20 protein-coding genes are annotated in these 26,287 nt (G+C 69.7%); 15 read left to right on the top strand and 5 right to left on the bottom strand.

Features of this window, described 5'->3' with window-relative positions:
- The first annotated feature begins 96 nt into the window (after positions 1–96).
- Positions 97–402, top strand: coding sequence for a hypothetical protein (locus tag ACH4SI_RS20780; RefSeq protein WP_398297615.1), 306 nt, complete (start codon positions 97–99; stop codon positions 400–402).
- A gap of 374 nt (positions 403–776) precedes the next feature.
- Here ACH4SI_RS20780 and ACH4SI_RS20775 read toward each other — a convergent pair whose 3' ends face one another.
- Entirely contained in the window at positions 777–4,634 is a 3,858-nt protein-coding gene (locus ACH4SI_RS20775) for a GH92 family glycosyl hydrolase (RefSeq protein ID WP_398297613.1), read from the bottom strand.
- 435 nt (positions 4,635–5,069) lie between these two features.
- Positions 5,070–5,591 carry a hypothetical protein gene (locus ACH4SI_RS20770; protein ID WP_398297611.1) on the bottom strand — a complete coding sequence of 174 codons (522 nt, stop codon included), beginning with the start codon at positions 5,589–5,591 and terminating at the stop codon, positions 5,070–5,072.
- Between the two features lie 339 nt (positions 5,592–5,930).
- On the opposite strand from ACH4SI_RS20770, the gene ngcE reads away from it, so the two are divergent.
- The 9 genes from ngcE to ACH4SI_RS20725 all read left to right on the top strand — a co-directional run bounded on the left by ngcE (position 5,931) and on the right by ACH4SI_RS20725 (position 18,246).
- A complete protein-coding gene (gene ngcE, locus ACH4SI_RS20765; protein WP_398297609.1) occupies positions 5,931–7,367 on the top strand; it encodes an N-acetylglucosamine/diacetylchitobiose ABC transporter substrate-binding protein in 1,437 nt (478 codons plus the stop codon).
- 73 nt (positions 7,368–7,440) lie between these two features.
- Positions 7,441–8,358, top strand: coding sequence for a carbohydrate ABC transporter permease (locus ACH4SI_RS20760; protein ID WP_398297607.1), 918 nt, complete (start codon positions 7,441–7,443; stop codon positions 8,356–8,358).
- A gap of 85 nt (positions 8,359–8,443) precedes the next feature.
- Entirely contained in the window at positions 8,444–9,388 is a 945-nt protein-coding gene (locus ACH4SI_RS20755; protein WP_398297605.1) for a carbohydrate ABC transporter permease, read from the top strand.
- A gap of 177 nt (positions 9,389–9,565) precedes the next feature.
- On the top strand, positions 9,566–10,765 hold the full coding sequence (locus tag ACH4SI_RS20750; protein WP_398297603.1) for an ROK family protein: 1,200 nt from the start codon (positions 9,566–9,568) through the stop codon (positions 10,763–10,765).
- Positions 10,766–11,025: 260 nt separating this feature from the next.
- Positions 11,026–12,123 (top strand): substrate-binding domain-containing protein, encoded by a 1,098-nt coding sequence (locus tag ACH4SI_RS20745; RefSeq protein WP_398297601.1) that lies wholly within the window; start codon positions 11,026–11,028, stop codon positions 12,121–12,123.
- 135 nt (positions 12,124–12,258) lie between these two features.
- Complete coding sequence (locus ACH4SI_RS20740; protein WP_398297599.1) at positions 12,259–13,047, top strand: ATP-binding cassette domain-containing protein; 789 nt, start codon at positions 12,259–12,261, stop codon at positions 13,045–13,047.
- Positions 13,044–14,384 (top strand): sugar ABC transporter permease, encoded by a 1,341-nt coding sequence (locus ACH4SI_RS20735; RefSeq protein WP_398297597.1) that lies wholly within the window; start codon positions 13,044–13,046, stop codon positions 14,382–14,384. The genes ACH4SI_RS20740 and ACH4SI_RS20735 overlap by 4 nt, the downstream gene beginning before the upstream one ends.
- Before the next feature lie 120 nt (positions 14,385–14,504).
- Positions 14,505–16,493, top strand: coding sequence for a 1-deoxy-D-xylulose-5-phosphate synthase (dxs, locus tag ACH4SI_RS20730; protein WP_398297595.1), 1,989 nt, complete (start codon positions 14,505–14,507; stop codon positions 16,491–16,493).
- A gap of 205 nt (positions 16,494–16,698) precedes the next feature.
- A complete protein-coding gene (locus ACH4SI_RS20725) occupies positions 16,699–18,246 on the top strand; it encodes an amino acid permease (protein WP_398297992.1) in 1,548 nt (515 codons plus the stop codon).
- A 41-nt stretch (positions 18,247–18,287) separates the two neighbouring features.
- Here the strand turns inward: ACH4SI_RS20725 and ACH4SI_RS20720 are convergent, their stop codons facing one another.
- Positions 18,288–18,692, bottom strand: coding sequence for an NTP pyrophosphohydrolase (locus ACH4SI_RS20720; RefSeq protein ID WP_398297593.1), 405 nt, complete (start codon positions 18,690–18,692; stop codon positions 18,288–18,290).
- Between the two features lie 67 nt (positions 18,693–18,759).
- Between ACH4SI_RS20720 and ACH4SI_RS20715 the strand changes: the two genes are divergently transcribed.
- A complete protein-coding gene (locus tag ACH4SI_RS20715) occupies positions 18,760–19,818 on the top strand; it encodes a hypothetical protein (protein ID WP_398297591.1) in 1,059 nt (352 codons plus the stop codon).
- Positions 19,819–19,836: 18 nt separating this feature from the next.
- Here the strand turns inward: ACH4SI_RS20715 and ACH4SI_RS20710 are convergent, their stop codons facing one another.
- Positions 19,837–21,204 carry a 6-phospho-beta-glucosidase gene (locus ACH4SI_RS20710; RefSeq protein ID WP_398297589.1) on the bottom strand — a complete coding sequence of 456 codons (1,368 nt, stop codon included), beginning with the start codon at positions 21,202–21,204 and terminating at the stop codon, positions 19,837–19,839.
- The gene (locus ACH4SI_RS20705; RefSeq protein WP_398297587.1) at positions 21,201–21,983 is read right to left on the bottom strand and encodes a DeoR/GlpR family DNA-binding transcription regulator; all 783 of its coding nucleotides are present in this window, start codon (positions 21,981–21,983) and stop codon (positions 21,201–21,203) included. The genes ACH4SI_RS20710 and ACH4SI_RS20705 overlap by 4 nt, the downstream gene beginning before the upstream one ends.
- Positions 21,984–22,127: 144 nt before the next feature.
- Between ACH4SI_RS20705 and ACH4SI_RS20700 the strand changes: the two genes are divergently transcribed.
- From ACH4SI_RS20700 to ACH4SI_RS20685, 4 genes are read left to right on the top strand one after another with little or no spacing between them, the layout of a single operon-like run.
- Positions 22,128–23,096 carry a carbohydrate kinase family protein gene (locus tag ACH4SI_RS20700; RefSeq protein ID WP_398297585.1) on the top strand — a complete coding sequence of 323 codons (969 nt, stop codon included), beginning with the start codon at positions 22,128–22,130 and terminating at the stop codon, positions 23,094–23,096.
- On the top strand, positions 23,089–24,477 hold the full coding sequence (locus ACH4SI_RS20695) for an extracellular solute-binding protein (RefSeq protein WP_398297583.1): 1,389 nt from the start codon (positions 23,089–23,091) through the stop codon (positions 24,475–24,477). Before ACH4SI_RS20700 ends, ACH4SI_RS20695 begins: the two co-directional genes overlap by 8 nt.
- An 11-nt stretch (positions 24,478–24,488) precedes the next feature.
- Positions 24,489–25,439 (top strand): carbohydrate ABC transporter permease, encoded by a 951-nt coding sequence (locus tag ACH4SI_RS20690; RefSeq protein WP_398297581.1) that lies wholly within the window; start codon positions 24,489–24,491, stop codon positions 25,437–25,439.
- Entirely contained in the window at positions 25,436–26,257 is an 822-nt protein-coding gene (locus ACH4SI_RS20685) for a carbohydrate ABC transporter permease (RefSeq protein WP_398297579.1), read from the top strand. Before ACH4SI_RS20690 ends, ACH4SI_RS20685 begins: the two co-directional genes overlap by 4 nt.
- The last annotated feature ends 30 nt before the right edge of the window (positions 26,258–26,287 follow it).

Here is a 26,287-nt window from a genome sequence, read left to right as displayed (position 1 = left end):
CAGAAAGCATGGAATGCAGCGCATGTTGGCCGCTACGGTGTGAACCACGTCACCGTACGTGCATGGCCCAATTCCCCTTCCTGACGGGAGACTTCCATGGCTGCCTTCGACTTCGACCAAGAACTCCGCGACCTCGCACTCGACACGGCGCCCCGCGTCTTCGCCGTGGCCGTGCAGTACGAGGTGGAACCTGGCGCCCTGGACGGGGAGATCGCCGCGTGGGGCATGGCGTACGAGGACGGGAGCGCGCATGTCGTCACCGCCAACGGGCAACATCGGCTCAGCCTCACTTCACCCGAACGAGCGACGTGGTGGTTCGGGCGGGAGAAGGGGATCACCGCGCGGATCGTGTGGTTCGCCGCGCCCTCGGCGCCCGCCTTCGAGCGCGCCGAGGCGGCCTGAGACCGGCCGTCGGGCGCGGGCTTCGTCTCGCGCCTGCGGCGCATGGAGCAGCGGCGGGGCCCCGCCCCGGGCCCGCGCCGTCGCCGTCCGGCGGGCTGTCGCCGCGCTTGCGGTGAGTATGCGCCGTCGGTTCGTTCACATGCGGCCAGCGGGCGGCCCAGACTCACCGCAATGGGCCGAGCGCACGGCGCTCAGCCCCATCCGGCCCGCTCGACGGCGACGGCGCGCTACCCGGCCCCGGGCCGCCCCATGCTCCAGGCGCCGCAGGCGCGAGACGGCGCGGAAGCGGGCCGGGCCGCGTCGTCCGATGGCGCGTCGTCGCCGACCACGTGCCCGCGCCGGGACTGAGCCCGGCCTGACCCATCCCCATTGGCTCAGCCGAGCAGTTCGACCTCTGCCAGCGTGGCCTTGCCGTCCGGCACCAGGCGGTAGTGCTCGTACGTGCCCGGCGTGTGGACCGTGAAGACGCGGGTCTGCTTGTCCCAGTCGAAGGACTCGGCCGACCGCCGGTCCAGGGGCTGCCACTTGTCGCCGTCCTGGGAGCCTTCGAGGACCCACCCGGTGGGGGCCTTCGTGCGGTCGGAGGAGGTCAGGGTGTATTGGACCGCCCGGGACGGCGAAGTAACCGGCAGGGCCACCGACTCGAACGTCGAATCCGTACCGGAGGTGTCATCGAGGAGCGCCGTGCCACCGCTTGGGACCGTCAGATCGCGGCGCGGTGTGGGCACCCTGTCGTCCTGGGTGATGGACGACGGGGCGGCATCGGCGCCCGTGCCCCACTTCGACGGCTCGGCGCCCATCGCGAACTCCAGCGTGCCGCCCCGGGCGAGCACCGAGTGGGGGAGCGCGGTGGAGTTCCACGCCTTGCCGTTGACCTTCAGGGCTTGGACGTAGACGTTGGACCGACTGTTGCGCTGAGCCTTGATCACCAGGTCGCGGCCGTTCTCCAGGTGCACCGTGGCCTTGGTGAACAGCGGCGAAGCGATCGCGTACTCGGAGCCGCCCATCACCAGGGGGTAGAAGCCGAGCGCGCTGAAGATATACCAGGCCGACTGCTCGCCGTTGTCCTCGTCGCCGTGGTAGCCCTGGCCGATCTCGCTGCCGGTGTAGAGGCGGGCGAGCACCTCGCGGACCTTCTCCTGGGTCTTCCAGGGCTGTCCGGCCGCGTCGTACATGTAGGTGGCGTGGTGCGCGACCTGGTTGCTGTGGCCGTACATGCCCATCCGGACGTCGCGGGCCTCGGTCATCTCATGGATGACGCCGCTGTAGGAACCCTTGAACTCGGGGGAGGCGGTCTCCGGAGTGGAGAAGTAGGTGTCGAGCTTTTTTGCCAGCCCCGACCGCCCCCCGTAGAGGTTGGCCAGGCCCCGGCTGTCCTGCGGGGCGGTGAAGGCGTAGCCCCAGCCGTTGGTCTCGGTGTAGTCGTAGCCCCAGATCCGGGGGTCGTACTTCTCGGACGGCACCCGCCACTTCCCGGCCGCGTCCTTGCCCTGGAAGAAGCCCGCCTTGTCGTCGAAGAGCATGACGTAGTTCTGGGCGCGGTGGAGGAAGTAGTCGGACTCCTCCTTGTAGCGGGGCTTCTTGGTCTTCTCGTACAGGGCACGGCCCATCTTCGCCAGGCCGAAGTCGTTGAGGTAGCCCTCCAGCGCCCAGGACAGGCCCTCATGGGTCTCGGTGCTGGTGTAGCCGAGGAAGGGGGAGGTGGACATGCCCTTCCGCCCCACACCCGGCGATGGCGGCACGGCGGTGGCGTTCTTGAGCGCCGCCTCGTACGCGGCCTCGGCGTCGAAGCGGACGCCCTTGAGGTACGCGTCCGCGAAGGCGACGTCCGAGCTGGTGCCGGTCATCAGGTCGGCGTAGCCGGGGGAGGACCAGCGGGAGATCCAGCCGCCGTCCTTGTACTGCTGGACGAAGCCGTCGACCATCGTGCCCGCGCGCTTCGGGGTCAGCAGCGAGTAGGCGGGCCAGGTGGTGCGGTAGGTGTCCCAGAAGCCGTTGTTGACGTACACCTTGCCGTCGACGATCTTCGCGCCGGTGCGGGTCGGGGTGTTCTCGCCGACGGCGGGGGAGAAGGGGCTCGCGTACTGGTAGCGCGGCTTCCGCGCGGTCCCGGTGTTCTCGTAAGCGGAATTGGGATAGAGGTACAGCCGGTAGAGGCTGGAGTAGAGCGTGGTGAGTTGGTCGCGGCTGGCTCCCTCGACCTCGATACGGCCCAGGATGTCGTCCCAGGCGCTCTGGGCGCGGCGCTTGACCTGCTCGAACGACGTCGCGGCGGGGATTTCGCGCTCCAGGTTGGTCTTCGCCTGGTCGATGCCGATGAGGGAGGTGGCGAGCCGGAGGGTGACGGTGCGGTCTGCACCCGGGCGGAAGCGGAAGTAGCCGGTGACGTCCTTGCCGCCGCCTCCGGGCAGCGGGCCGCTCGCGCTGACGGGAGCGTCGAAGACGCCGTAGACGAACATCCGGGTGGCGCCGGCGGACCCTCCGCTCTTGACGTCGGACCAGCCGGTGACGACGCCGTGCTCGGGGTCGAGGGTGAGCCCGGCGTCGTTGTTGACGTTGTCGAAGATGACGCTCGCGTCCTCACCCGGATAGGTGAAGCGCATGACCGCCGCGTGGTCGGTGGGAGCGATCTCGGCCTTGAGGCCGTTCTCGAACGTCACGCCGTAGCCGTACGGCCGGGCCGTCTCCTTGTCGTGGCGGAAGGGGAGCGCGCGGGCGGTGCGGGAGGCGTCCGGGGTGCCGGCCGCGGTGGACGGCATCACCTGGAAGGTCCCCCGGTCGCCCATCCACGGGCTCGGCTCATGGCTCGCGCCGAACGCCTGGATGGTGGGGAGGTTGTCGTCGTTGTTGGCGCGGGCGTACTGGTAGAGCCAGTCGGTGGAGCCCGCGTTGGTCATCGGCGTCCAGAAGTTGAAGCCACCCGGGACGGCCGTCGCGGGGAAGTTGTTGCCGCGCGAGAAGCTGCCGCTGGAGTTCGTGCCGCGGGTGGTCACCGCGTAGTCGGAGAGGTGCTTCAGGGGCTTCTCGGGCGCCTTGGGGGCGAGGGAGATGTCGTCCACCCAGCCGCGGAACTTCGCCGGGCCCGCGGGGGAGTCGTAGGCGACGAGGATCCGGTCGACGGTCTTGCCCGCCGCGACGGCCCCGATCCGGGCTTCCTTGTGGTTCCACTGGTTGACGTACAGCGTCTTGGAGGCCGCCTGGCCCTGGGGGCTCATCCGCGCCCCGTGCTGGTCCACCGCGCCGGGCAGCTCGCTCAGATAGGTGCCGTCGGTGAAGGCGAGGTCGACGGAGACATGGGTGGCGGGATAGCTCAGGTCGGTCTCGGTCATCGACGGGAAGATCCGGTACGAGAGCAGGGTGTCGCGGGTGACGGCCGTGTTCGCGTCGAAGACCTTGTTGTACGAGTACGCCCGGCCGTCCGGCTTGTGGTTGCCCGCGTAGCGCAGGGCGTGGGTGCCGGTGAAGCCCGCGTTCCCCTTGGCGGTGGGGGAACCGGAGGGGCCCCGGTCGACCAGGCTGCGCATGTCGGCGGGGGCGGGCGGGCTGGTGTTGCCGTCTCCGAACTGCATCTCGGCGAGCTGGGTGGCGTCCGCTCCCTTGTTGCGGGTGATCTCCAGGCGGAAGTGGCGGTAGGCGGCGGCGCCCTCGACGGAGAACTCCCGGGTCTGGTGGCGCTCGCCGAACGCCTCGTCCTTACGGGTGTCCAGCGTGGTCCAGTCGGAGCCGTCGGCGGAGCCCTTGAGCGTCCAGTCGGCCGGGTCGCGTTCCTCGACGTCGTTGGCGGAGGTGAGGGCGTAGCGGACGACGGCGACGGGCTCGGAGAGGTCGAATTCGAGCCATGGCGTCCGGTCGAACGCGAGCCACTTGGTGTTGACCTCGCCGTCGACCAGGTTCTCCTTGGTCTCGCCCGCGTCGGCGTATTCGCTGCTCGCCCGGATCTCGGTGACCTTGTCGGTCACGTTCCCCGGGATGCCGGAGGTGTAGCCGCCGTCGACCCCGTCGGCCTTCTCGCCGCCGCCCGGGGTGGTCTCGACGGTGTTGCGCCAGTCGGGCTGCGGATCGTCCGCTTCGAAGGACGAGGCGAACCGCGTCCCTGCGCGGTCCGAGGCCGCATCGGGGACGTGCGGAACGGCGGTCGCCGCGCCCTGGGCGGTCGCGGCCAGCAGAGCGGCCGCCACCAGGGCGGCCGCTCGGCTTAAGCGAGGTCTGCGTCTGAGCCGTCTCTGTCGCATACTCGGCCTCTCAACGAGTCTGACAACGTTGTCGATTGGGTGGGGCAGGGAGGTACGCCAGAGATAAGTAGGACGTTTTGGGGAGCGTGGTGTCAAGGTGACGGCCGTGCGTAACCCGTGCGGGTGAGCACCGCCTGGGGGCGTCCGCGCAGTCGGGGCGTTGGATCAGCCTGCGGCCCGTCAAGGGGCGCCTTTCGGGCGGGGTCCGGGGGCGGACTGCTCGGACGGCGCCCGACGACGCGGCGTCAGGGGAGCGCCTCCCGGCGGTGGCTGGGGGCGCGTACCGGGCGTCGAGGGTCCCACACCGCCGTGCGGACACCCCCTGGCACTCCATGCGAGTGATCTTGGGGTGGCGACCGCGCGACGCGGGCCGCACCCGCGCCGGGATGCGGCCCCTGCCCATGACGGCCGGTCAATAATCCATCAGCGGATGCGTCAGCCGGGAGAGTCGGACTTGGTGGCCATCGACAGACGGCACTTCTTCGCCTTCTTGGAGGAGTCCGCCTGGAGGGCGGAGACCTTGACGGTCTTGTCGGAGTTCGCCGGCACCGAGACGTCGGACTCGGTGCCCGTGGTCACGACCTCGTCGGAGCTGTCCACGAACCCGACGAGGAGGAAGTAATAGGCCGTGGAGGAGCTGGAGTTGCTGATTTTCACATTGGCGTACGGCTTGCCGTCCGAGCTCCAGCCGCATGTGCCCATCTTGGCGTCCGCCGATATCAGCCCGGAGCCGCCGGTCGGCCCGTCCGAGGGGGTGTCGGTGGGGTCTTCGGTGGGCTCCTCGGTCGGCTCCTCCGTCGGTTCCACCGGGAGCCGGGCCATGCCCTTGCCGATCGCGGCGCCGCCCTTGGAGTCCCCGGCCGGAGAGCCGCCTCTGTCGGTGCCACAGCCCGCGGAGAGGGCGAGTGTCGCGGCCACGACAACGCTGGTGGCGAGGGGGAGCTGCTTCCGGGTCACGAGGACCGCCTCTCGGGGATCGCGCGCACGCCTGAGTGCCGTACGGGCTGGGCCCCCCACGGTATGTCGGACAGGTCTCAACTCGGGAAAGATGCCACCCCGATGACCTCTCGATCTTGCCCTCTCGATGCCCAGTGGACTATACCTGTCGCCCCAGGGGGGAGGCCGCGCCGCGGCCGTGCCGAGCGGGCCTCGGCGGTTCTGAGCCCTCCCTGTGCACACCCAGCAATTCCGCTTCACGCTTCAACTGACCCGCGGTGTCGGGCCCCTCGCCCGGAGGCGAGCATGTACGGGAGACCGTTACACCGCCTGAGTCCTGACGAAGGCGAGGACTTGAGCATGGGATCCACCTCAGATTTCGGTCGGCGTGACCTGATCAAGCGGTCGGCGGCCCTCGGGCTGATCACCGTGCCCGCGATGAGTGTGCTCTCCGCCTGTGCCAGCGGCGGCGACGACAACGAGAAGAAGGTCGACAAGGGCGAGAAGAGCGCCAAGAACCCGCTCGCCGTCAACGCGAGCGCACCGCTCGACGTCGTCATCTTCGACGGCGGCTTCGGCCAGAAGTACGCCAAGGACGCCGAGGCGGAGTTCGTCAAGGCGTACCCGAAGACCAAGGGCAAGATCAAGCACGCCGCGACGCAGAAGATCCAGACCGTGCTCCAGCCGCGGTTCAACGGCGGTACCCCGCCGGACCTCGTCGACAACTCCGGTGCCGAGCAGATGGACTTCGGCACCCTGGTCAGCAAGAACCAGCTGACCGACCTCACCCCGCTGCTCGACGCGCCCTCCCTCGACGACCCGAACAAGACGGTGCGCGAGACGCTGCGCCCCGGCGTCGTCGAGATGGGGCAGTTCGACGGCAAGCCGGTGTGGATCCTCTACTACGCGTACACCGTCTACGGCGTCTGGTACTCCAAGACCAACCTGGCGAAGCTCGACGCGGAGTACCCGGAGACCTGGGACGACATGCTCAAGGTCTGCGAGAAGGCCAAGAAGAAGGGCGTCGCGGGCTGGACGTACCCGGGCAAGTTCCCGTACTACCTGCCGTTCAGCCTCTACCCCTTCATCGCCAAGATCGGCGGTAAGGGCGTCCTGGACTCGATCGACAATCTGGAGCCGAACGCCTGGAAGGACCCGGCCGTGAAGGCCGCCTTCGAGGCGTACTACGAGCTCTACAAGAAGGGCTACATCCTCAAGGGCACCCCGGGGCTGACCCACATCGAGTCGCAGACCGCCTGGAACGAGGGCAAGGCGCTGTTCATCCCGAACGGCTCCTGGGTGGAGAACGAGGCGAAGAAGACCACGCCGAAGGACTTCCAGATGGCGGTGGCCGCGCCCTCCAGCCTCGACAAGAGCGACAAGATGCCGTTCGGCACCCTCTGGGCCTCCGGCGGTGAGCCCTTCATCGTGCCGAAGGCGGCCAAGAACCCCGAGGGCGGCATGGAGCTGCTGCGGATCATGCTCGGCGAGAAGTCGACCAAGAACTTCGTCCAGCAGGTCTCCTCACTCTCCTCGCTCAACGGCGGCACCGACGGGCTGAGCCTGCCGTCGGGTCTGTCGTCGGCCCAGGCGGCGCTGGAGAAGGCCGGCAAGAACGTGGTCAACCCGCGCATCCAGGACTGGTACGTGACGCTGGAGAAGCAGCAGATCGGCGTGGGCGCGCTGGGCGAGATGATGGCGGGCCGGATGACTCCGGCCGAGGCGATCAAGAAGTGCCAGAAGTTCGCCGACGACACGGCGAAGGACGACGCCGTCAAGAAGTACAAGCACGTCTGACCGAGGCACATCTGATGGGATTCGATGCGTCACCGGCGGCATTATCCGCGAGGGAAGTCCGAGGTCGGTAGAAATGCAGCATGGTAAGTACCGGTTCATCGCGGGGTTCCTGGCCCTGCCGGTGATCCTTTACGCGGTCTTCGTGATCTCGCCGTTCGTCCAGGCCATCTACTATTCGTTCACGGACTGGACGGGCCTGAGCTCCGACTTCAAGATGGTCGGATTCAGGAACTACGACTGGCTGCTGCATGACGACCTCTTCTGGAAAGCGGTCGGGCACAATGTTCTGCTGCTGCTGATCGTGCCGCTGGTGACGCTCGGGCTCGGACTTTTCTTCGCCTTCATGCTCAATGTCGGCGGCCGCGGGAGAAAGAACGCGGCCGTCACGGGCGTGCGCGGGTCGAGCGTCTACAAGGTGATCTATTTCTTTCCGCAGGTGCTGTCGATCGCGATCGTCGCCCTGCTGTTCCAGTTCACCTACAACCCGCGCAACGGCGCTCTCAACGCCTTCCTCGGCGGGATCGGCCTGGACGCGCTCCAGCAGGAGTGGCTGGCCGATCCGAAGATCGCGCTGTGGTGCCTCATGGCCGTCATGGTCTGGAGCAATGTCGGCTTCTACGTCGTCCTCTTCTCCGCCGGGATGAGTTCCATCCCGAGGGACTTCTACGAGGCAGCGCTGCTCGACGGCGCCAACCGCGTGAACACCTTCTTCCGGATCACCGTGCCGCTGCTGTGGGACACGGTCCAGACCGGCTGGATCTACATGGGCATCATCGCCCTCGACGCGTTCGCCGTCGTGCAGATCATGACGGTGGGGCCGGGCGGACCGGCCGACTCCACCCAGGTGCTGGGCTACTACGTCTACACCAAGACCTTCCACGACGGGCAGGCCGGACGGGCGACCACGATCGGCGTCGCGATGCTGATCGTCACCCTGATCTTCGCGGTCGTCGTGGGCAGGCTCGGCCGACGCGATCGGCTGGAGTACTGATGCCGGGGCCCACGACCGCGCCCGCCGCCGCGCCCGCGGCCGCACCTGCGAACCACCGCTCGACCGCCGACCTGGGGGGACCACAGTGACCTCGCAAGCAGAGCCCTCGGAACTCCCCGGCGTCACCAAGGAGGACGAGCCACCGCTCGCCGGGCCCGTCGCCAAGCGGCCGCCGCGCTTCACCCCCGAGGGGCGGCTCGGCAGCGAGGGCAAGGTCCTCAACGTCTTCTCGCACGGCATGCTGGTGATCTGGGGGCTGCTCGTCACCATGCCGCTGCTGTGGGCGGTGATGAGCAGCCTCAAGACCGACAAGGAGATCTTCACCTCGCCGTGGGGGCTGCCCTCCGCGCTGCACTTCGACAACTGGTCGCGTGCCTGGGGCAAGTCGAACATCGGCGACTTCTTCCTCAACACCGTTCTGGTGGTGGGCTGTTCGCTGCTCGGCACGATGCTGCTGGGGGCGATGGCGGCGTATGTGCTGGCCCGGTTCGAATTCCCCGGGAAGCGCGTCGTCTACTTCATGTTCGTCGGCGGGATGAGCTTTCCCATCATCCTGGCGCTGGTGCCGCTGTTCTTCGTCATGAAGAACATGAGCCTGCTCAACACCTTCCACGGGCTGATTCTGGTCTATATCGCCTATTCGCTGCCGTTCACCGTCTTCTTCCTCACCTCCTTCTTCAAGACCCTGCCCACCTCGGTGGCGGAAGCGGCACTGATCGACGGCGCGTCCCACACCCGGACGTTCTTCCAGGTCATGCTGCCGATGGCGAAGCCCGGGCTGATCAGCGTCGGCATCTTCAATTTCCTCGGCCAGTGGAACCAGTACATGCTGCCCACGGTGCTCAACACGGACGAGGACAAGCGGGTGCTCACCCAGGGTCTTGTGCAGCTCGCGGCCAGCCAGCAATACAAGGGGGACTGGTCGGCGCTGTTCGCCGGGCTGGTACTGGCGATGCTTCCGGTGCTCGCGGCCTACATCGTCTTCCAGCGCCAGGTCCAGACCGGGCTGACCGCCGGAGCGCTCAAATAAAATTCCCCATACCCTCTCTTATGTGAACGAAGCAAATGGCATGTCGAGGGCTTGACGTGGCACGAGCGAAGCGGCTCAGCTTAGAGTTCACATGTTGGAGACAAGCCGGGCCCCATCGCTGCGGCCCGGCCGGCGGAGCGGCCGGCGTGCCGCCCGTGAAGGCGGGAGTGGATGGGCGTGGAGACTCCGGGATCGCAGTCGTCGCTGCACCGGGCCAATCTCGAGCGGGTGGTCCGTGCGGTGCGCATGGCGGGCTCGCTGACCCAGGCGGAGATCGCCCGGTCCACCGGGCTGTCCGCGGCCACGGTCTCCAACATCGTGCGCGAGCTGAAGGACGGCGGAACGGTCGAGGTCACGCCCACCTCGGCGGGCGGCCGCCGGGCGCGCAGCGTCTCGCTCAGCGGGGACGCGGGCATCGTCGTGGGCGTGGATTTCGGTCATACGCACCTCCGGGTCGCGGTCGGGAACCTCGCCCACCAGGTCCTGGCCGAGGAGGCGGAGCCACTGGATGTGGACGCCTCCTCCGCGCAGGGCCTGGACCGGGCGGAGCAGCTGGTCAGCCGGCTGATCACGAGCACCGGCCTGAGTCAGGGCAAGGTCGTCGGCGTCGGCCTCGGCGTCCCGGCCCCGATAGACGTGGAGACCGGCACGCTCGGCTCGACCGCGATCCTGCCGGGCTGGGCGGGCACCAATCCGCGCGACGACCTGGCCGAGCGGCTCGGGGTGCCGGTGCACGTGGACAACGACGCCAACCTGGGCGCGCTCGGCGAGCTGGTGTGGGGCTCCGGGCGCGGGGTCGCCGACCTCGCGTACATCAAGGTCGCCGATGGCGTCGGCGCGGGGCTGGTGATCAGCGGCCAGATCTACCGCGGCCCGGGCGGCACGGCGGGCGAGATCGGCCACATCACCCTCGACGAGTCGGGCCCGGTGTGCCGCTGCGGCAACCGCGGCTGTCTGGAGACCTTCGCCGCGGCCCGCTACGTCCTGCCGCTGCTGCACTCCGCCCACGGCACGGACCTCACCATCGAGCGCATGGTGCAGCTCGCCCGGGACGGCGACCCCGGCTGCCGCCGGGTGATCGCGGACGTCGGTCGGCACATCGGCAGCGGCGTGGCGAACCTGTGCAATCTGATCAACCCCAGCCGCATGGTGCTGGGCGGCCACCTCGCCGAGGCGGGGGAGCTGGTGCTGGGCCCGATCCGCGAGTCGGTCGCGCGGTACGCGATTCCGAGCGCCGCCCGTCAGCTGGCCGTGATGCCCGGGGCGCTCGGCGGCCGGGCCGAGGTGCTGGGCGCCCTCGCGCTGGTGCTGAGCGAGATGGGCGACTCGACGCTGCTTGAGGGCGCGCTGTCGGCGGGCACCCCGGCGCTCGCCTGAGCCACCGCCGTACGCCGGACAGCCTGCCCTGACACCCTGACGCGCCGCGTGCCCCCGGAGGACCTTTCCCGTGTCCTCGGGGGCATTTCGCGTGCCCTCGTGGCCATCTCGGAACCGCCCGGACTGCGTTCACTCAGATAACGAATGGCACCGTTGCCATCTCGTTAAGGATTTACTTCTTGACGTCATGACGGCACCGGAGTTGACTTCACGCCACCTCGGCCGCAATGACGCGGCCTCGTCAGGGAGGTCACCCCCTTATGAACGCAACGATGCGTCGCGTCGCCATTGCCACCGCCGTCGTATCGATGGCCGCCTCGCTCGCCGCTTGTGGTTCGGCGAAAGAAGCCGACGGCAAGGGCGAAAAGAAGAAGAAGTCGGGTCCGCTGACCATCGGGCTCCTGCTGCCCGAGGACCAGACGGCGAGATACGAGAACTTCGACCGGCCCTTGATCAAGAAGAAGATTCTGGCCGACTGCGCCGACTGCAAGATTCAGTACGTCAACGCCAAGTCGGACCCCGCGGTCCAGCAGCAGCAGGTCGACTCCATGATCACAAAGAAGGTCGACGTCATCATTCTGGATTCGGTCGACTCCAAGTCCATTGGCGGCTCGGTCAAGAAGGCCGCCGAGGCGCACATCCCTGTCGTCGCCTACGACCGGCTGGCCGAGGGTCCGGTGTCCGCGTACACGTCCTTCGACAACGAGACGGTCGGCAAGGTCCAGGGCGAGGCGCTGCTGAAGGGCCTGGGGAAGAAGGCCAAGGACGGCAAGATCGTCATGCTCAACGGCTGGGAGGCCGACCCCAACGCCGCCATGTTCAAGAAGGGCGCGCTCTCGGTCCTCAAGGGCAAGGTGGACATCGGCAAGTCGTACGACGTCGACCGCTGGCTGGCCGAGGAGGCCAACAAGGCCATGACGGGAGCCATTTCCTCCCTGGGCAAGGACAACATCGTCGGCGTCTACTCCGCCAACGACAGCATGGCGGGCGGCGCGATCACCGCGCTCAAGAGCGGTGGCGTCAAGCCGCTGCCTCCGGTCACCGGTCAGGACGCCGAACTCGCCGGTGTGCAGCGGGTGGTGAGCGGCGAGCAGTACATGAGCGTCTACAAGTCCTACGTGGCGGAGGCGACCGCGGCCGCGAAGATGGCCATCGCCCTCGGCCGCGGTGAGAAGGCCGGCGGGACCAGCACGGTCGACAGCCCGACCACCAAGGACATCCCGGCCACGCTCATCCCCCCGGTCTCGCTGACCAAGGACAACATCAAGAGCACCGTCATCAAGGACGGCCTGTACACGGTCAACCAGATCTGCTCGGCGAAGCTGAAGGCCGCCTGCGACGCGGCCGGGCTCAAGTAGCCTCGCCCGCCGGACCGGAGCGGGCCGCCGTGACCACACCGGCGGCCCGCCCGCCACACCCCCAACACCCCCGTCCGAGGGGAGAGTTCTCTCCCCTCCGTCACACAGCAGGGCCCGCCCCTGCCCGGAACGGAGATGGCCATCGTGGGATACGAACCCGTGTTGGCGTTGCGCGGGATCTCCAAGCGGTTCGGCGCCGTCCAGGCGCTCACCGACATCCACCTGGAGGTCAGCGCCGGTGAAGTGGTCGCCCTGGTGGGCGACAACGGCGCCGGAAAGTCGACCCTCGTCAAGGCGATCGCCGGAGTCGGCCCCGCCGACGAGGGCGTCCTCGAATGGCAGGGCAGGCCCGTCGAGATCACCCGGCCGCACGACGCCCAGGAGCTGGGCATCGCGACGGTGTATCAGGACCTCGCCCTGTGCGACAACATCGACGTCGTCGGCAACCTCTTCCTCGGCCGCGAGATCCTGCGCGCCGGGGTGCTGGACGAGGTCGAGATGGAGCGTCGCGCCCGCGAACTGCTCAGCACCCTGTCGATCCGCATCCCCAGCGTGCGGATCCCGATCGCCTCGCTCTCCGGCGGCCAGCGGCAGACCGTCGCCATCGCCCGCTCGATGCTGGGCGAGCCCAAGCTGGTCATCCTGGACGAGCCGACCGCAGCCCTCGGTGTCGAGCAGACCGCACAGGTCCTCGACCTGGTCGAGCGGCTGCGCGAGCGCGGCCTCGCCGTGATCCTCATCAGCCACAACATGGCCGACGTCAAGGCGGTCGCGGACCGGGTCGCGGTGCTGCGGCTGGGCCGTAACAACGGCACGTTCGACGTCCGTACCACCTCTCAAGAAGAGATCATTTCCGCCATCACCGGCGCCACGGACAACGCCGTGACCCGCCGCAAGGCGCGCAGCGGGGAGGCCGCCAAGTGAGCACCCGTCTCGACAAGACGAACGACGCCCATGGCGGGCAGGGGGCCGGCGGGGACGACGTCGGCAACAAGGCCCCGGCCGGACCGGCCGACGCCAGCCCGGTGGCCAAGGACGCCGTCACGGTGGTCGATCCTCGGCTGCTGGTGCGCCAGGAGGGCTTCAAGGGCTACCTCAACGAGTTCGCCCGCAAGATGCGCAGCGGCGACCTGGGCGCGGTCCCGGTGATCGTCGGCATCGCCATCATCTGGGCGGTCTTCCAGGCGAAGGACAGCGCCTTCCTCTCACCCAAGAACCTCTCCGACCTGTCGATCCTCATCGGCGGCACCGGCATGATCTCGGTCGGGATCGTCTTCGTGCTGCTGCTCGGCGAGATCGATCTGTCCGTCGGCTCCGTGAGCGGTCTGGCCGCGGCCACCCTCGCGGTGCTGAACGTGCGCCACGGTGTGCCCGAGGGCGTCGCGGTCGTCGCGGCGCTGGCCGCCGGTGCGGCGCTGGGCGCGGTGCACGGCTTCTTCTTCGCCAAGATCGGCGTCCCGGCGTTCGTCGTCACCCTCGCCGGTCTGCTGGCCTGGAACGGGCTGATGCTCCAGGTGCTCGGCACCACCGGCACCATCGGCATCGACGACGACAGCTTCATGCACACCCTCACCGGGCATTACTTCAGCCAGCTCATCGCCGCCTACGGCGCCGCGACCGTCGCGGTGGGCGCTTTCTTTCTCGCCCAGTTCCTGGACAGCCGGCGCCGCAAGGCGGTCGGCATACCCTCCCGGCCGCTGAGCGAGATCCTGGTGCGCACCGCCGTGCTCGCGGTGATCGCCTACGCGGCGGCCTGGCGGCTGAACGAGTACATGGGCCTGCCGCTCGCCCTGGTGATCTTCGTGGTGGTGCTGGTCGCGCTCGACTTCGTGGTGCGCCGCACCCCGTACGGGCGCAAGGTGATCGCGCTGGGCGGCAGCGTCGAGGCCGCCCGCCGCGCGGGCATCAACGTGGTCGCCGTACGGATCTCGGTGTTCGCGCTGTCCGGGCTCATGGCCGCGTTCGGCGGTCTCATGATCGCGTCCCGGATCGGCTCCGCGAGCCAGCAGGCGGGTACCGGCAACCTGCTCATGGAGGCCATCGCGGCCGCGGTCATCGGCGGCACCAGCCTCTTCGGCGGGCGTGGCTCGGTGTGGTCGGCGATGCTCGGCATGCTGGTCATCGGGTCGATCTCGTCGGGGATGAACCTGCTGGGCGTCGCGAACTCCGTGCAGTACATGATCACCGGCTCGGTGCTGCTGGCCGCCGTGGTGATCGACTCGGTGTCGCGGAGAACACAGCGCTCGGCCGGCCGGGGTTAGGAACCCCCTCTCATCAGGGAACGTCTTCGGGGCCGGGGCGTATCGACACCGCGCCCCGGAGCCGGACCGGGCCTTCACGTAGGGGAGCATTAGACTCTCGGGGGCTACTGAGAAGGCTCGATGGAGACGCTCGACAGCAAGGAGGCACGGGTGCTGCTGACCGGCATCAGGGGACCGCGCGATCTGGACCGGCTCGCCCCGGAGCAGCTGAACCAGCTGGCCGCGGAGATCCGCACCTTTCTCGTCGACGCCGTGTCCAAGACCGGAGGGCACCTCGGACCCAACCTGGGCGTGGTCGAGCTGACCATCGCCCTGCACCGGGTCTTCGAGTCGCCGAAGGACAAGGTGCTGCTGGACACCGGCCACCAGTCCTACGTCCACAAGCTGCTCACCGGGCGCCAGGACTTCTCGCGGCTCAAGAAGAAGGGCGGGCTGTCGGGTTACCCGTCGCGCGCCGAGTCGGAGCACGACGTCATCGAGAACAGCCACGCCTCCGCCGTCCTCGGCTGGGCCGAGGGCATCGCCAAGGCGAACGAGCTTCAGGGCAAGCAGGACCATGTGGTCGCGGTCATCGGGGACGGCGCGCTGACCGGCGGGATGGCCTGGGAGGCGCTGAACAACATCGCCGCCGCGAAGAACCGCCCGCTCGTCATCGTCGTGAACGACAACGAGTGGTCGTACTCGCCGACCATCGGCGGCCTCGCGAACCACCTCGCCACGCTGCGCACCACCGACGGCTACGAGCGCTTCCTGGCCCGCGGCAAGGACCTCCTGGAGCGCACCCCGGTCGTCGGCCGGCCGCTGTACGAGACGCTGCACGGCGCGAAGAAGGGGCTGAAGGACTTCATCGCCCCGCAGGGCATGTTCGAGGACCTGGGGCTGAAGTACGTCGGCCCGATCGACGGCCATGACATCGAGGCGCTGGAGTCCGCGCTGCAGCGGGCGAAGCGTTTCGGCGGCCCGGTCATCGTGCACTGCCTCACGGAGAAGGGCCGCGGCTACACCCCGGCCGAGCAGGACGAGACCGACCGTTTCCACGGCATCGGCCCGATCCACCCCGACACCGGGCTGCCGATCTCGGCGGGCGGCGCCGACTGGACCTCGGTCTTCGGCGAGGAGATGGTCAAGCTCGGCGAGGAGCGGGAGGACATCGTCGCGATCACGGCGGCGATGCTGCACCCGGTGGGCCTCACCGAGTTCGCGAAGCGGTTCCCCGAGCGGGTCTTCGACGTGGGCATCGCCGAGCAGCACGGCGCCGTCTCGGCGGCCGGTCTTGCCACCGGCGGTCTGCATCCGGTCTTCGCGGTCTACGCCACGTTCCTCAACCGCGCCTTCGACCAGGTGCTGATGGATGTGGCGCTGCACAAGTGCGGCGTCACCTTCGTCCTCGACCGTGCCGGGATCACCGGTTCGGACGGTCCTTCGCACAACGGCATGTGGGACATGTCGCTGCTCCAGGTCGTCCCCGGGCTGCGGATCGCCGCCCCGCGCGACGCCGGCCAGGTCCGCGCCCAGCTGCGGGAGGCCGTCGAGGTGGACGACGCGCCGACGGTGGTGCGGTACTCCAAGGGCGCGGTCGGCCCGGAGGTCGCCGCGGTCGGCCGGATCGGCGGCATGGACGTGCTGCGCGAGCCCGCGGAGAGCGCGGGGGACACCCCGGACGTCCTGCTGGTCTCCGTCGGCGCACTGGCCCCGATGTGCCTGGAGATCGCCGACCTTCTGGACAAGCAGGGCATTTCGGCCACGGTGGTCGACCCGCGCTGGGTCAAGCCGGTGGACGAGGAGCTTCCGGCGCTCGCCGAGCGCCACCGCGTGGTCGTCACCGTCGAGGACAACAGCCGGGTCGGCGGTGTGGGCTCCGCCATCGCGCAGGCGCTGCGGGACTCCGGCGTCGACATGCCGGTTCGCGACTTCGGCATCCCGCCGCGCTTCCTGGAGCACGCCTCGCGCAAGGAGGTCATGGCCGAGATCGGTCTGACCGCGCCGGACGTCGCCCGCCAGATCACCGGCCTGGTCTCGCGGCTCGGCGGCGGCTACGAGGACTCGTCCGGTACGGAGGAGGCGGGCGTGGCGACGCGTCCGGCGACCGCCGAGCCGGTGCGCGACTGACGGCTTCCGGCGCCAAGGGCCCCGGCCCGGACCTCCACGGTCCGGGCCGGGGCCCTTTTCTGCTCCGACCGGCTGTCTGCTCCGACCGGCCCAGCGCCGATCCCGCCTGTCCGCCCCCATCGGGTGAATCGGCGAGGCCGCCGAGTGTGCGCGCTTCGCTCCCGGGCGGTTGGCAGAACCATGACGCGCGGGGGCAGGCGTGGAGGTGTCACCGGTGAGCGATGAGGAACCAGGCGGCGACGGAGGCCGAAGCGGCCCCCGGGCCAAGGCCCGGCCGGCCTTTCTGCGGACGAAGTCGATCGAGCAGTCCATCCGGGACACCGAGGAGCCCGAGTACGCCCTCACCCGGTCGCTGTCCGCCCTGGACCTCACGGTCTTCGGCGTCGGCGTCATCATCGGCACCGGCATCTTCGTGCTCACCGGGGCCGTCGCCAGGCAGCAGGCGGGCCCCGCGACCGCGCTGGCCTTCGTGGTCGCGGGCGTGGTGTGCGCGCTGGCCGCGCTGTGCTACGCCGAGTTCGCCTCGACCCTGCCGGTGGCCGGCTCCGCGTACACCTTCTCGTACGCCTCGCTCGGCGAGCTGCCCGCCTGGATCATCGGCTGGGACCTGGTCCTGGAGTTCGCGCTCGGCACCGCCGTGGTCGCGGTCGGCTGGGCCGGCTACGTACGCTCGCTCCTGGACAACGCGGGCTGGCGGCTGCCCGCCGTGCTCTCCGGCCCCGACGCGGCGAGCGGCTTCACCTTCGACATCCTCGCCGCCGCCCTGGTGCTGGTGCTGACCGCGATCCTGGTCCTCGGCATGAAGCTGTCCGCGCGCGTCACCTCCGTCGTGGTCGCGGTGAAGGTGACCGTCGTGCTGCTCGTCATCATCGCGGGCTCCTTCTTCATCGACGCGGACAACTACCACCCCTTCGTCCCCGAGGCCCAGGGCACGGCCTCCGTCTCCGGGCTGAGGGCGCCGCTGATCGAGCTGATGGCCGGCTACCGGCCGACGAGCTTCGGTGTCGAGGGGATCTTCACCGCCGCCGCCGTGGTCTTCTTCGCGTTCATCGGCTTCGACGTCGTGGCCACGGCGGCGGAGGAGACCAGGAACCCGCAGCACGACATGCCGCGCGGCATCCTCGGCTCGCTCTTCATCTGCACCGCGCTCTATGTCGCGGTGTCCATCGTGGTCACCGGCATGGAGAAGTACTCGCGGCTGTCGATCGACGCCCCGCTCGCCGACGCCTTCAAGGCGACCGGACATCCCTTCTACGCGGGCCTCATCAGCTTCGGCGCGGCGGTCGGACTCACCACCGTGTGCATGATCCTGCTGCTGGGCCAGACCCGGGTCTTCTTCGCGATGAGCCGCGACGGGCTGCTGCCCCGGGTCTTCGCCAAGGTGCACCCGCGGTACGGCACGCCGTACCGCTCGACGGTCCTGCTGGGCGTCATCATCGCCGTGGTCTCGGGGTTCACCAGCATCAAGGCGCTGGCGGCCCTGGTGAACATCGGCACCCTCTTCGCGTTCGTCGTCGTCGCGCTCGGCATCGTCGTCCTCCGCCGTACCCGCCCCGACCTGCACCGCGCCTTCCGTGCGCCGTGGGTGCCGGTGCTGCCGGCCGTGTCCGTGGCGGCGTCGCTGTGGCTGATGCTCAATCTGCCCGCCGAGACCTGGGTGCGGTTCGCGGTGTGGATGGTGCTGGGCGTCGTCATCTACGTCCTGTACGGGCGCAGGCACAGCCGGGAGACCGAGGCGGGCTCGCGCAACTGACGCCGCGTCCATCCCCTGATGCCTGACGCCTGACGCCGCGTCTATCCCCGGACGCTGCGGGGGCCCACGACCTCCGAGCCCAGCGCCGTCACCCGCTCCCGCAGTTCGCGGTCGGCCGTGACCACCAGACAGGGCCGCCCCGGTTCGCGCCCGGCCACCACCTCCACGATCCGGTCGTCCCCGCTCCCCGGCGCGGGCTCCACCCGTACGCCCTCCACCGGCTGCACCCCGCGCGCCGCGCCCTCCACCACCAGGACGATGTCCAGCGGCGGTTGACGGGCCCAGTCGGGGACGCCCGCGCGCTCCGGGACGCCGCTCACCGCGACCGCGCCGAGCCGGTCGCGCAGCCGCTCGGCGGCCCCGTGCCGGTCGCGCCACCAGCCGTCCGGCACCGAGCCGACCACGTTCGCTGCGTCGACGACGACAAGCCCGACGAGACCACTCATAGACCAGGCAAAATACTATGAGGGACGGGGGTTCGGAAGATCGACGCGGGAAGGTTGGCAGCGGGCCATGGCGTTGCGGTTGCTCCGCGGCAAGGACGGCAGGCTCACGGCGTACGGACTGGTGGCGGGGGGTCTCGCCCGGTGGACCGAGGATCGCCCCGGCGGACCGGACTGGACGGGCCCCTGGCCGATCCAGCTCCCCGGGCTGTCCCGGGTGACGGTCGCTCAGGGCGCCGACGGCTACGCCCATCTGGTGGGGCTCCGGCGCGTGGAGGGCAAGGACGGGCCACAGGTCGACATCGTCCACGCCACCCAGTTCCAGACCGGGCGCCCGCTCACCGCATGGCACTCCCTGGGCACCCCCCACCCCAAGGACCGCACCAAGGCGCGGCGGACCGGGCCGCCGGCGGCGGCGGTTGACGCCACGGGCGCCCTCCGCGTCTTCGTCCGCAACGCCGGGGGCGGGGTGAGCGCGCGGCGGCAGAACCCCAAGGGGGGATGGGACCGCTGGACCGACTGGAAGGGCGCGCACGTGCTGGACGGCCTGTCGGCGGCCGTGACCGCCGACGGCCGCCTCGAACTACTCGCCCCGGCCGGGAAGGGCGTCGCGCTGCGCTGGCACCAGCCCACGCCCGGCGCCGCCCCGAAGCGCGCCGAGGACGTCCCCGCCGACGCCCAGCCGGATTCGGTGTCCTCGGTGGAGACCAGCCCCGGCACTCTCACCCACTACTGGCGCGACGCCGGCAGCGGTGAGGTCCTGGCCTGGCGGCCGGACGCCCCGGCCCCCGCGCCGCTGGGCGGGGCGATGGGCACCGGCCCGGTCGCGGCGCTCCGCGCCCCGGTGGACGGCCACGACTGCACCGTCCTGGCGCACCACGACGCCGCCGACGGCCGGCTGGCCGTCGCCGCGCATCCGGCGGAGGACGAGGCGGCGGGCGTGTGGTGGACCCCGTCCGGCGACCCCGGCGCCCGGCATCCGGCGCTGGCCCTCGACGGGCGCGGGCTGGTGGTCCTGGCGGCGATGGCGCCGGACGGCGGGCTGCTGGTGGCGCGTCAGAAGACGGACGAGCGGGGCCTGGCCCTGCGCGCCTGGTCCCGGGTGGGCGGCCCGGGGCCCAAAGGCTAGGGCGTCCGGTCCGGCGGGCTAGGAGGTCCGGCCGCCGAAGACCGCGGCCACTTCGGGGATGCGGTCGATGTAGCCGTCGAGCAGCTTGCGGCCGACCGTCACCGAGTCGACCAGGGGATGGAGCGAGAACGCCTTCGTGGCGTCGGCGCGGGAGCCGGTGGTCGCGGCGCTGATGGTGAGGCGCTCGACCGCCTTGACCTGTTGCATCAGGCCGCTCTGATGAAGGTCGGGCTGGGTGACCGTGAGCGGGCGGACGCCACCCGCGTCGATGGTCACGGGCACCTCGACGACGGCGTCGTCGGGGAGCGCGGAGACGGTGGTTCCGTTGCGCACGTTGAGGATCATCGTGGCGCGTTCGTTGCGGCTGATGGCGGCCATCACCGCGAGGGCGACCCCGGCGTACCCCTGGTGGGCGGGGTCCGGCAGGAAGTTCTCGTCGGCCTGTGCCTCTCCCTGGACGGCGCCCTTGGCCTCGGCCATGTAGTTGGCGCTGCGGTCGGCGATGGTCTTCCGCCACAGCGACACGGCCGCGCCATCGGCCGCCTCGGTCACCCGCTGGTAGAACTCGCGCTGCTGGCGGGCGAGAAACTCGCCGCGGGTCTGGGGAGCGTCGAGGATGGAGCGGACGGCTTCCCGGTTGAAGTAGTAGTAGTACAGGTACTCGTTGGGGATCACACCGAGGTCGCGCAGCCACTCCTGCCCGAAGACGACGCCTTCCTCCAGGTCGCCGAGGCGTTCGCTCTCGAGCAGCCGGGGCAGGACGTCCTCGCCGTCGTGGAGGACACGGCGCATCCAGCCGAGGTGGTTGAGACCGACGTAGTCGAACTGGGCGCGGGACGGGTCCAGGCCGAGGGTCGTGGCGATGCGGCGGCCCAGCCCCGACGGGGTGTCGCAGATGCCGAGGACGCGGTCGCCGAGGACGCTCTGCATCGCTTCGGTGATCATGCCGGCCGGGTTGGTGAAGTTGATGACGTAGGCGTGCGGCGCCAGGCGCCGCACCCGGTGCGCGATGTCGAGCATGACGGGGATGGTGCGCAGCCCGTAGGCCAGGCCGCCCGGGCCGGTGGTCTCCTGGCCGAGGACGTCGAGGTCGAGGGCGACCCGCTCGTCGCACGTGCGCCCCGCGAGACCGCCCACGCGGATGGCGGCGAACACGAAGTCGCTGCCCTCCAAGGCGTCGTCGAGCGACGTGGTGACGGTCACCCGGGGCGCGTCGGCATGGCCGTCGGCGAACTGGGCGAGCACGGCGGCCATGGCCTTGAGCCGGGCCGTGTCGGTGTCGTGCAGCCACACGTCGTCGATGCGGGGGGAACCCTGATCGCGCAGCAGAGCCTGGTAGACGTACGGCACGCGGAATCCGCCGCCGCCGAGGATGGTCAACTTCATGCGAGTATTACCTTTCCGTCCGCTTCGCGGTAGAGCTGGAGCGTGTCGGGGTCGGCGCCGCTGGTGCTGATCAGGACGTCGATGTCGGAGAGCGAGCACACGCGCAGCGATCCGGTGCCGGGGAATTTGGTCTCGTCGGCGACCAGGACGACCTTCCCGGCTGTCTCGATCATGGCTTGTTTGAGGGGGGCCTCGACGGCCATGTTGTCCACCACATGGCCGCCCGGCCGCACTCCGGTGCAGCTCAGGAAGAGCAGGTCGGCGCTGACCTGACGGAGCGCCTGCTCGGTGAGGGACCCCACCAGGGACTGGTAGTTGCGGCGCAGCACGCCGCCGAGCATCACCAGTCGTACGGCGTCGTCGTCGCGGAGCTCGTCGAGCACCGCCAGGCTGCTGGTGATCACGGTGACGGGACGGCCCCGCAGCCGGCGGGCGATGGCCCGGGGCGTGGTTCCGATGTCCAGGACGATCACGCTGTCGTCCTCGACCAGCTTCACGGCTTCCTCGGCCATCGCGGTCTTCAGCGTCGCTTGGCGCGAGGCGACCACGTCGAAGGGGGCCTCGTCCGCCTCCTCGTCGACGGGCTCCACGGTGCCCCGCGGTGACATGGCCGCTCCGCCGTAGGTGCGGACCAGCTCGCCGTTACGGTCCAGCAGGGTCAGGTCCCGGCGGATCGTGGACTCGCTGACCTGCAGGTTTTCCGCGAGTTCGCGGACCGAGGCCACCCCGGTCGACCGGAGCGACTCGACGATCTTCGCGTGTCGTTTGCGTGAAGTCACGCGTTGAAGATAGCACCGCATGACCGAAGTCAGTCATACGAGGAACGAGACATTGTTGTGACTGACTGACTCTTGTCATTTGGCATATGCGGTGCTCATAGTTGAGCACTTCACCGTGGTCGCACCGGAGAGAGGCGGTTCCCCGTGCTCGACGTGCTCTTCGCCGGCGAGGTCTTCTGCGACCTCGTCTTCGGCGGCATCCCGCATCTGCCCACCCCAGGGACCGAGGTGTACGCCGACCGATTCGCCGTCTCCGCCGGAGGGACCGCCACCCGCAGCGTCGCCGCGGCCCGCCTGGGGCTGCGGACCGGGATCTTCGGCGTGATCGGCACCGACCCCTTCGGCGAGCACCTCGCCGCCCGGCTCGCGACCGAGGACAACCTGGACCTGACCTGGCTGCGCCGGGACCCCGCCGTGCACACCCCGGTCACGGTCGCGGTGCCCCAGGAGCACGACCGCGCCTTCCTCACCTACCAGGAGGAGGGGGCGCGGCGCCCCGAGGTGTGGGAGGGCGAGCTGCCCGACGTGCGCTTCCTGCACCTCGGCGTCGGGGGCCCGCTGCCCGACTGGGCGGCCGGACTCCGCGCCCGCGGCACCCGTGTGGTCGGCGGCGTCGGCTGGGACCCCACCGGCCACTGGTCACCGGAGCTGCTCACCCGGCTCGCCGAGGTCGACGTGTTCATCTGCAACGCCGTCGAGGCGATGAGCTACACCCGCACCGGCACGGTCGAGGAGGCCGTGAAGATCCTCGCCGACCACGTGCCCGATGTCGTCGTGACCGATGGCGGTCGCGGCGCGGTCGGGGTGGATGGCGGCACCGGCGAGCTGGTCCGGGCCTCCGCTCCCCGCGTGGAGGCCGTCGACCCCACCGGCGCCGGTGACGTGTTCACCGCGGGGCTGATCACCGGCCTGCACCACGGCTGGTCCCTCCCCACCCGGCTCCGCTACGCCGGACTGTGCGCCGCCCTGTCGGTGCGGAGCCTGGGCGGCGCGAGCAGCGCACCGTACCGCGAGGAGATCAACGCCTTCCTCGAACACCACCCCCGCATTCCGGACGACGCCGCCCCCTGGGGGACCGCGCCACCAGCACCAGAAGGAACCACCCATGAATGAGAGAACTCCACGGCACTCCCGTCGTCGCCTCATAGCCGCGGCGGCGCTCGCCACCGGCGTCCTGACCGGCGTCGCGGCCTGTTCCCCCGGCCCGAGCGCCGACTCCTCCTCCGCCGGCGGCACGAAGACCTCCGGCCCGGTCTCCAAGGACCCCGCCAAGGCCGGGAAGGTCACTCTCACCGAGTGGGACCAGAACACCGACCCCGGAACCGACGCCTCCACCGACGCGCTCAACAAGGCGTTCATGAAGAAGTACCCGAACGTCACCATCAAGCGCGTCTCCCGGTCCTTCTCCGACCTCAAGACCACGCTGAAGCTCGCCCTGTCCTCCAGCAACCCGCCCGACGTCGTCCAGGCGAACCAGGGCTACCCCGACATGGGCGCCTTCGTGAAGGCCCGGCTGCTCCAGCCCGTGGACCGGTATGCCAAGGCGTACGGCTGGAACAGCGCCTACCCGTCCCAGCTGCTCGACCTCAACCGGTTCACCTCCGACGGCAAGACCTGGAAGACCGGCAACCTGTACGGGGTCTCGCAGACCGGTGAGATCGTCGGCGTCTACTACAACAAGGCCAAGCTGAAGTCGCTCGGCCTGTCCGTGCCCACCACGCTCGGCAGCTTCGAGAAGGCCCTGGCCAAGTCCAAGGCGTCGGGCCTCCAGCCGCTCTCCTACGGCGACGCCGACAAGAGCCCCGGCATCCACATCTTCGGCGTCGTCCAGGCCGCCACCGCCGGCAAGACGGCGGTCCGCAAGCTCGTCTTCAACGAGGGCGGCGCCAAGTGGACGGACCCCGGCACGCTCAAGGCCGCGAGCACGCTGCGCGGCTGGGCCGACAAGGGGTACCTGGGCTCCGGCTTCAACGGTCAGAGCAAGGACCAGGCCGTCGCCTCCTTCGCCAAGGGCAAGTCCTTGTTCCTGGTGGACGGCACCTGGCAGGCGGCCGTCCTCGCCCCCAAGATGAAGAAGAACGTCGGCTTCACCGCGCTCAGCCCCGCCGCCGGGCAGCCCCCGCTCACCCAGGGCGGCGAGGGCCTGGCGTGGTCCGTGACCTCCAAGTCCAAGCACCCCGACGTGGCCGCCGCGTACATCAACTTCCTCGTCGACCACAACGGCATGAAGGTCTCCGGTGCCCACGGCAACCTGCCGGCCCTGCCGCCGGCCGAGTACAAGCCCACCCCCGGCACTGTCGACGCGGACGTTCTCACCCAGTGGAAGGGCGTGAGCGAGAAGGACGGGCTGCTTCCGTACCTCGACTACACCACCCCGACCTTCTACGACACCCTCACCGCCGCCGTGCAGGAGCTGACCGCCGGACACCTGAGCCCCAAGGCGTTCACCAGCACGCTCCAGTCCGACTACTCCTCCTTCCAGAGCAGCCGTTAGGTCCGTCCCCTATGGCCACCACCGCACCCCGCTCAAAGACCGCCAAGCACGCGGCCGGCGCCCCCACCCGGGCGCCGGCCCGGCGCCGCGGCCGCGTCATCCAGTGGAAGGGCTACCTCTACGCCCTTCCCGCCCTGGCCGTCCTCACGGCCTTCCTACTGGTCCCGCTCGGTCAGCTGGTGCAGATCTCCTTCTTCCACTGGGACGGAGTGTCCGCCTCCACGTGGGCGGGGTTCGCCAACTACACCGAGATCGCCCGCGATCCGCAGCTGCGCGTGAGCTTCCTCCATTCCTTCGTCCTGATCCTGTTCTTCTCCTTCATCCCGATCACGCTCGCCCTGATGCTCGCCGCGGTCACCACCCGCGCCGGCCGACTGCGCGGGGTCTCGGCCTTCCGGGCGATGATCTTCCTGCCGCAGGTGGTCGCCATGGTCGTGACGGCCACCGCCTGGACGGCGATCTACGCCCCCGACGGCGTCCTCAACACCGCGCTGCGCGCCATCGGACTGGAGGCGATCGCCCGCCCCTGGCTCGGTGACTTCTCCACCGCCCTGCCCGCCGTCGGACTCATCGGCACCTGGCTGGAGATCGGCCTGTGCCTGGTGCTGTTCATCGCCGGTATCGGGCAGATCCCGGCGGACCTGTACGAGGCCGCGAAGCTGGACGGGGCAGGCGCGGTACGGGAGTTCTTCGCCGTCACCCTGCCCGGGCTGCGCGGGCAGATCACCGTCGCGCTCACCCTCACCGTGATCGCCGCGCTGCGCACCTTCGACCTGGTGTACGTCGCCACCCACGGCGGCCCGGGCGACGCCACCAGCCTCCCCGCGTACGAGGTCTACAACCGGGCCTTCGGCACCAGCCAGGTGGGCTCGGCCTGCGCCATCGCCGTCGTGCTGACCGTGGTGATCCTCTGTCTCACCTTCCTGATCACCAAGCTCCAGCCACAGGAGGACGAGACATGATCTCCGGACGCGAACGCCTGCTGAACTACGCCATCCTCACCGTCTTCGCCGCGCTGGCCCTGGTGCCGCTGATCGGCGTGGTGGCGTCCGCGCTGACCCCGGCCGCGCAGTCCTCGCCCTCCTTCACCTGGCCCCACCACCTGGACTTCGGCAACTTCGCCGCCGCCTGGCGCCAGGGCCACTTCGGCACCTATCTGTCCTCCAGCGTGCTGGTGGCGGTGTCGGTGGTGCTCCTGACGTCCGTCCTGGCGATCCTGGCGGGCTTCTCGTTCGCGCACTTCGACTACCCCGGCCGGTCGCTGCTCTTCTACGTCACCCTCATCGGGCTGATGATCCCGCCCGAGGCGTTCGTCATCCCGCTGTACTTCAACCTGCGCGACACCGGGCTCACCAACTCCTACTGGTCGCTGATCCTCCCGCAGACCGCCCAGTCCCTCGCCTTCAGCGTCTTCTGGATGCGCAACTTCTTCCGCTCGGTGCCGACGAGCGTCATCGAGGCGGCGCGCCTGGACGGGGCGTCCGACTGGGGGCTGCTGTGGCGGATCCTGGTGCCCACCAGCCGTCCGGCGCTGCTGACGATGGCGATGCTGGTGTTCATGTGGACCTGGAACGAGTTCCTGCTCCCGCTGGTCATGATCACCGACGAGAACAAGCGCACCGCGCCGCTCGGCCTGGCCTTCTTCCAGAGCGAGCACACCACCCAGTACTCCCTGCTGGCGGCCGCCTCCATCATCGTGGCCCTGCCGGTCGTCGCCCTGTATGTCTTCCTCCAGCGGCACTTCATCTCCGGCATGCTCTCCGGCGCGGTGAAGGGCTGAAAGACACCGGGCGCCGGGCGGGACCCAGCC

Origin of the sequence: Streptomyces sp. NPDC021212 (assembly GCF_044332925.1) — a bacterium.
Lineage (GTDB): Bacteria > Actinomycetota > Actinomycetes > Streptomycetales > Streptomycetaceae > Streptomyces.
The sequence above is the reverse complement of the archived record's forward strand: the minus strand, read 5'-3'. Positions and strand labels throughout refer to the sequence as shown.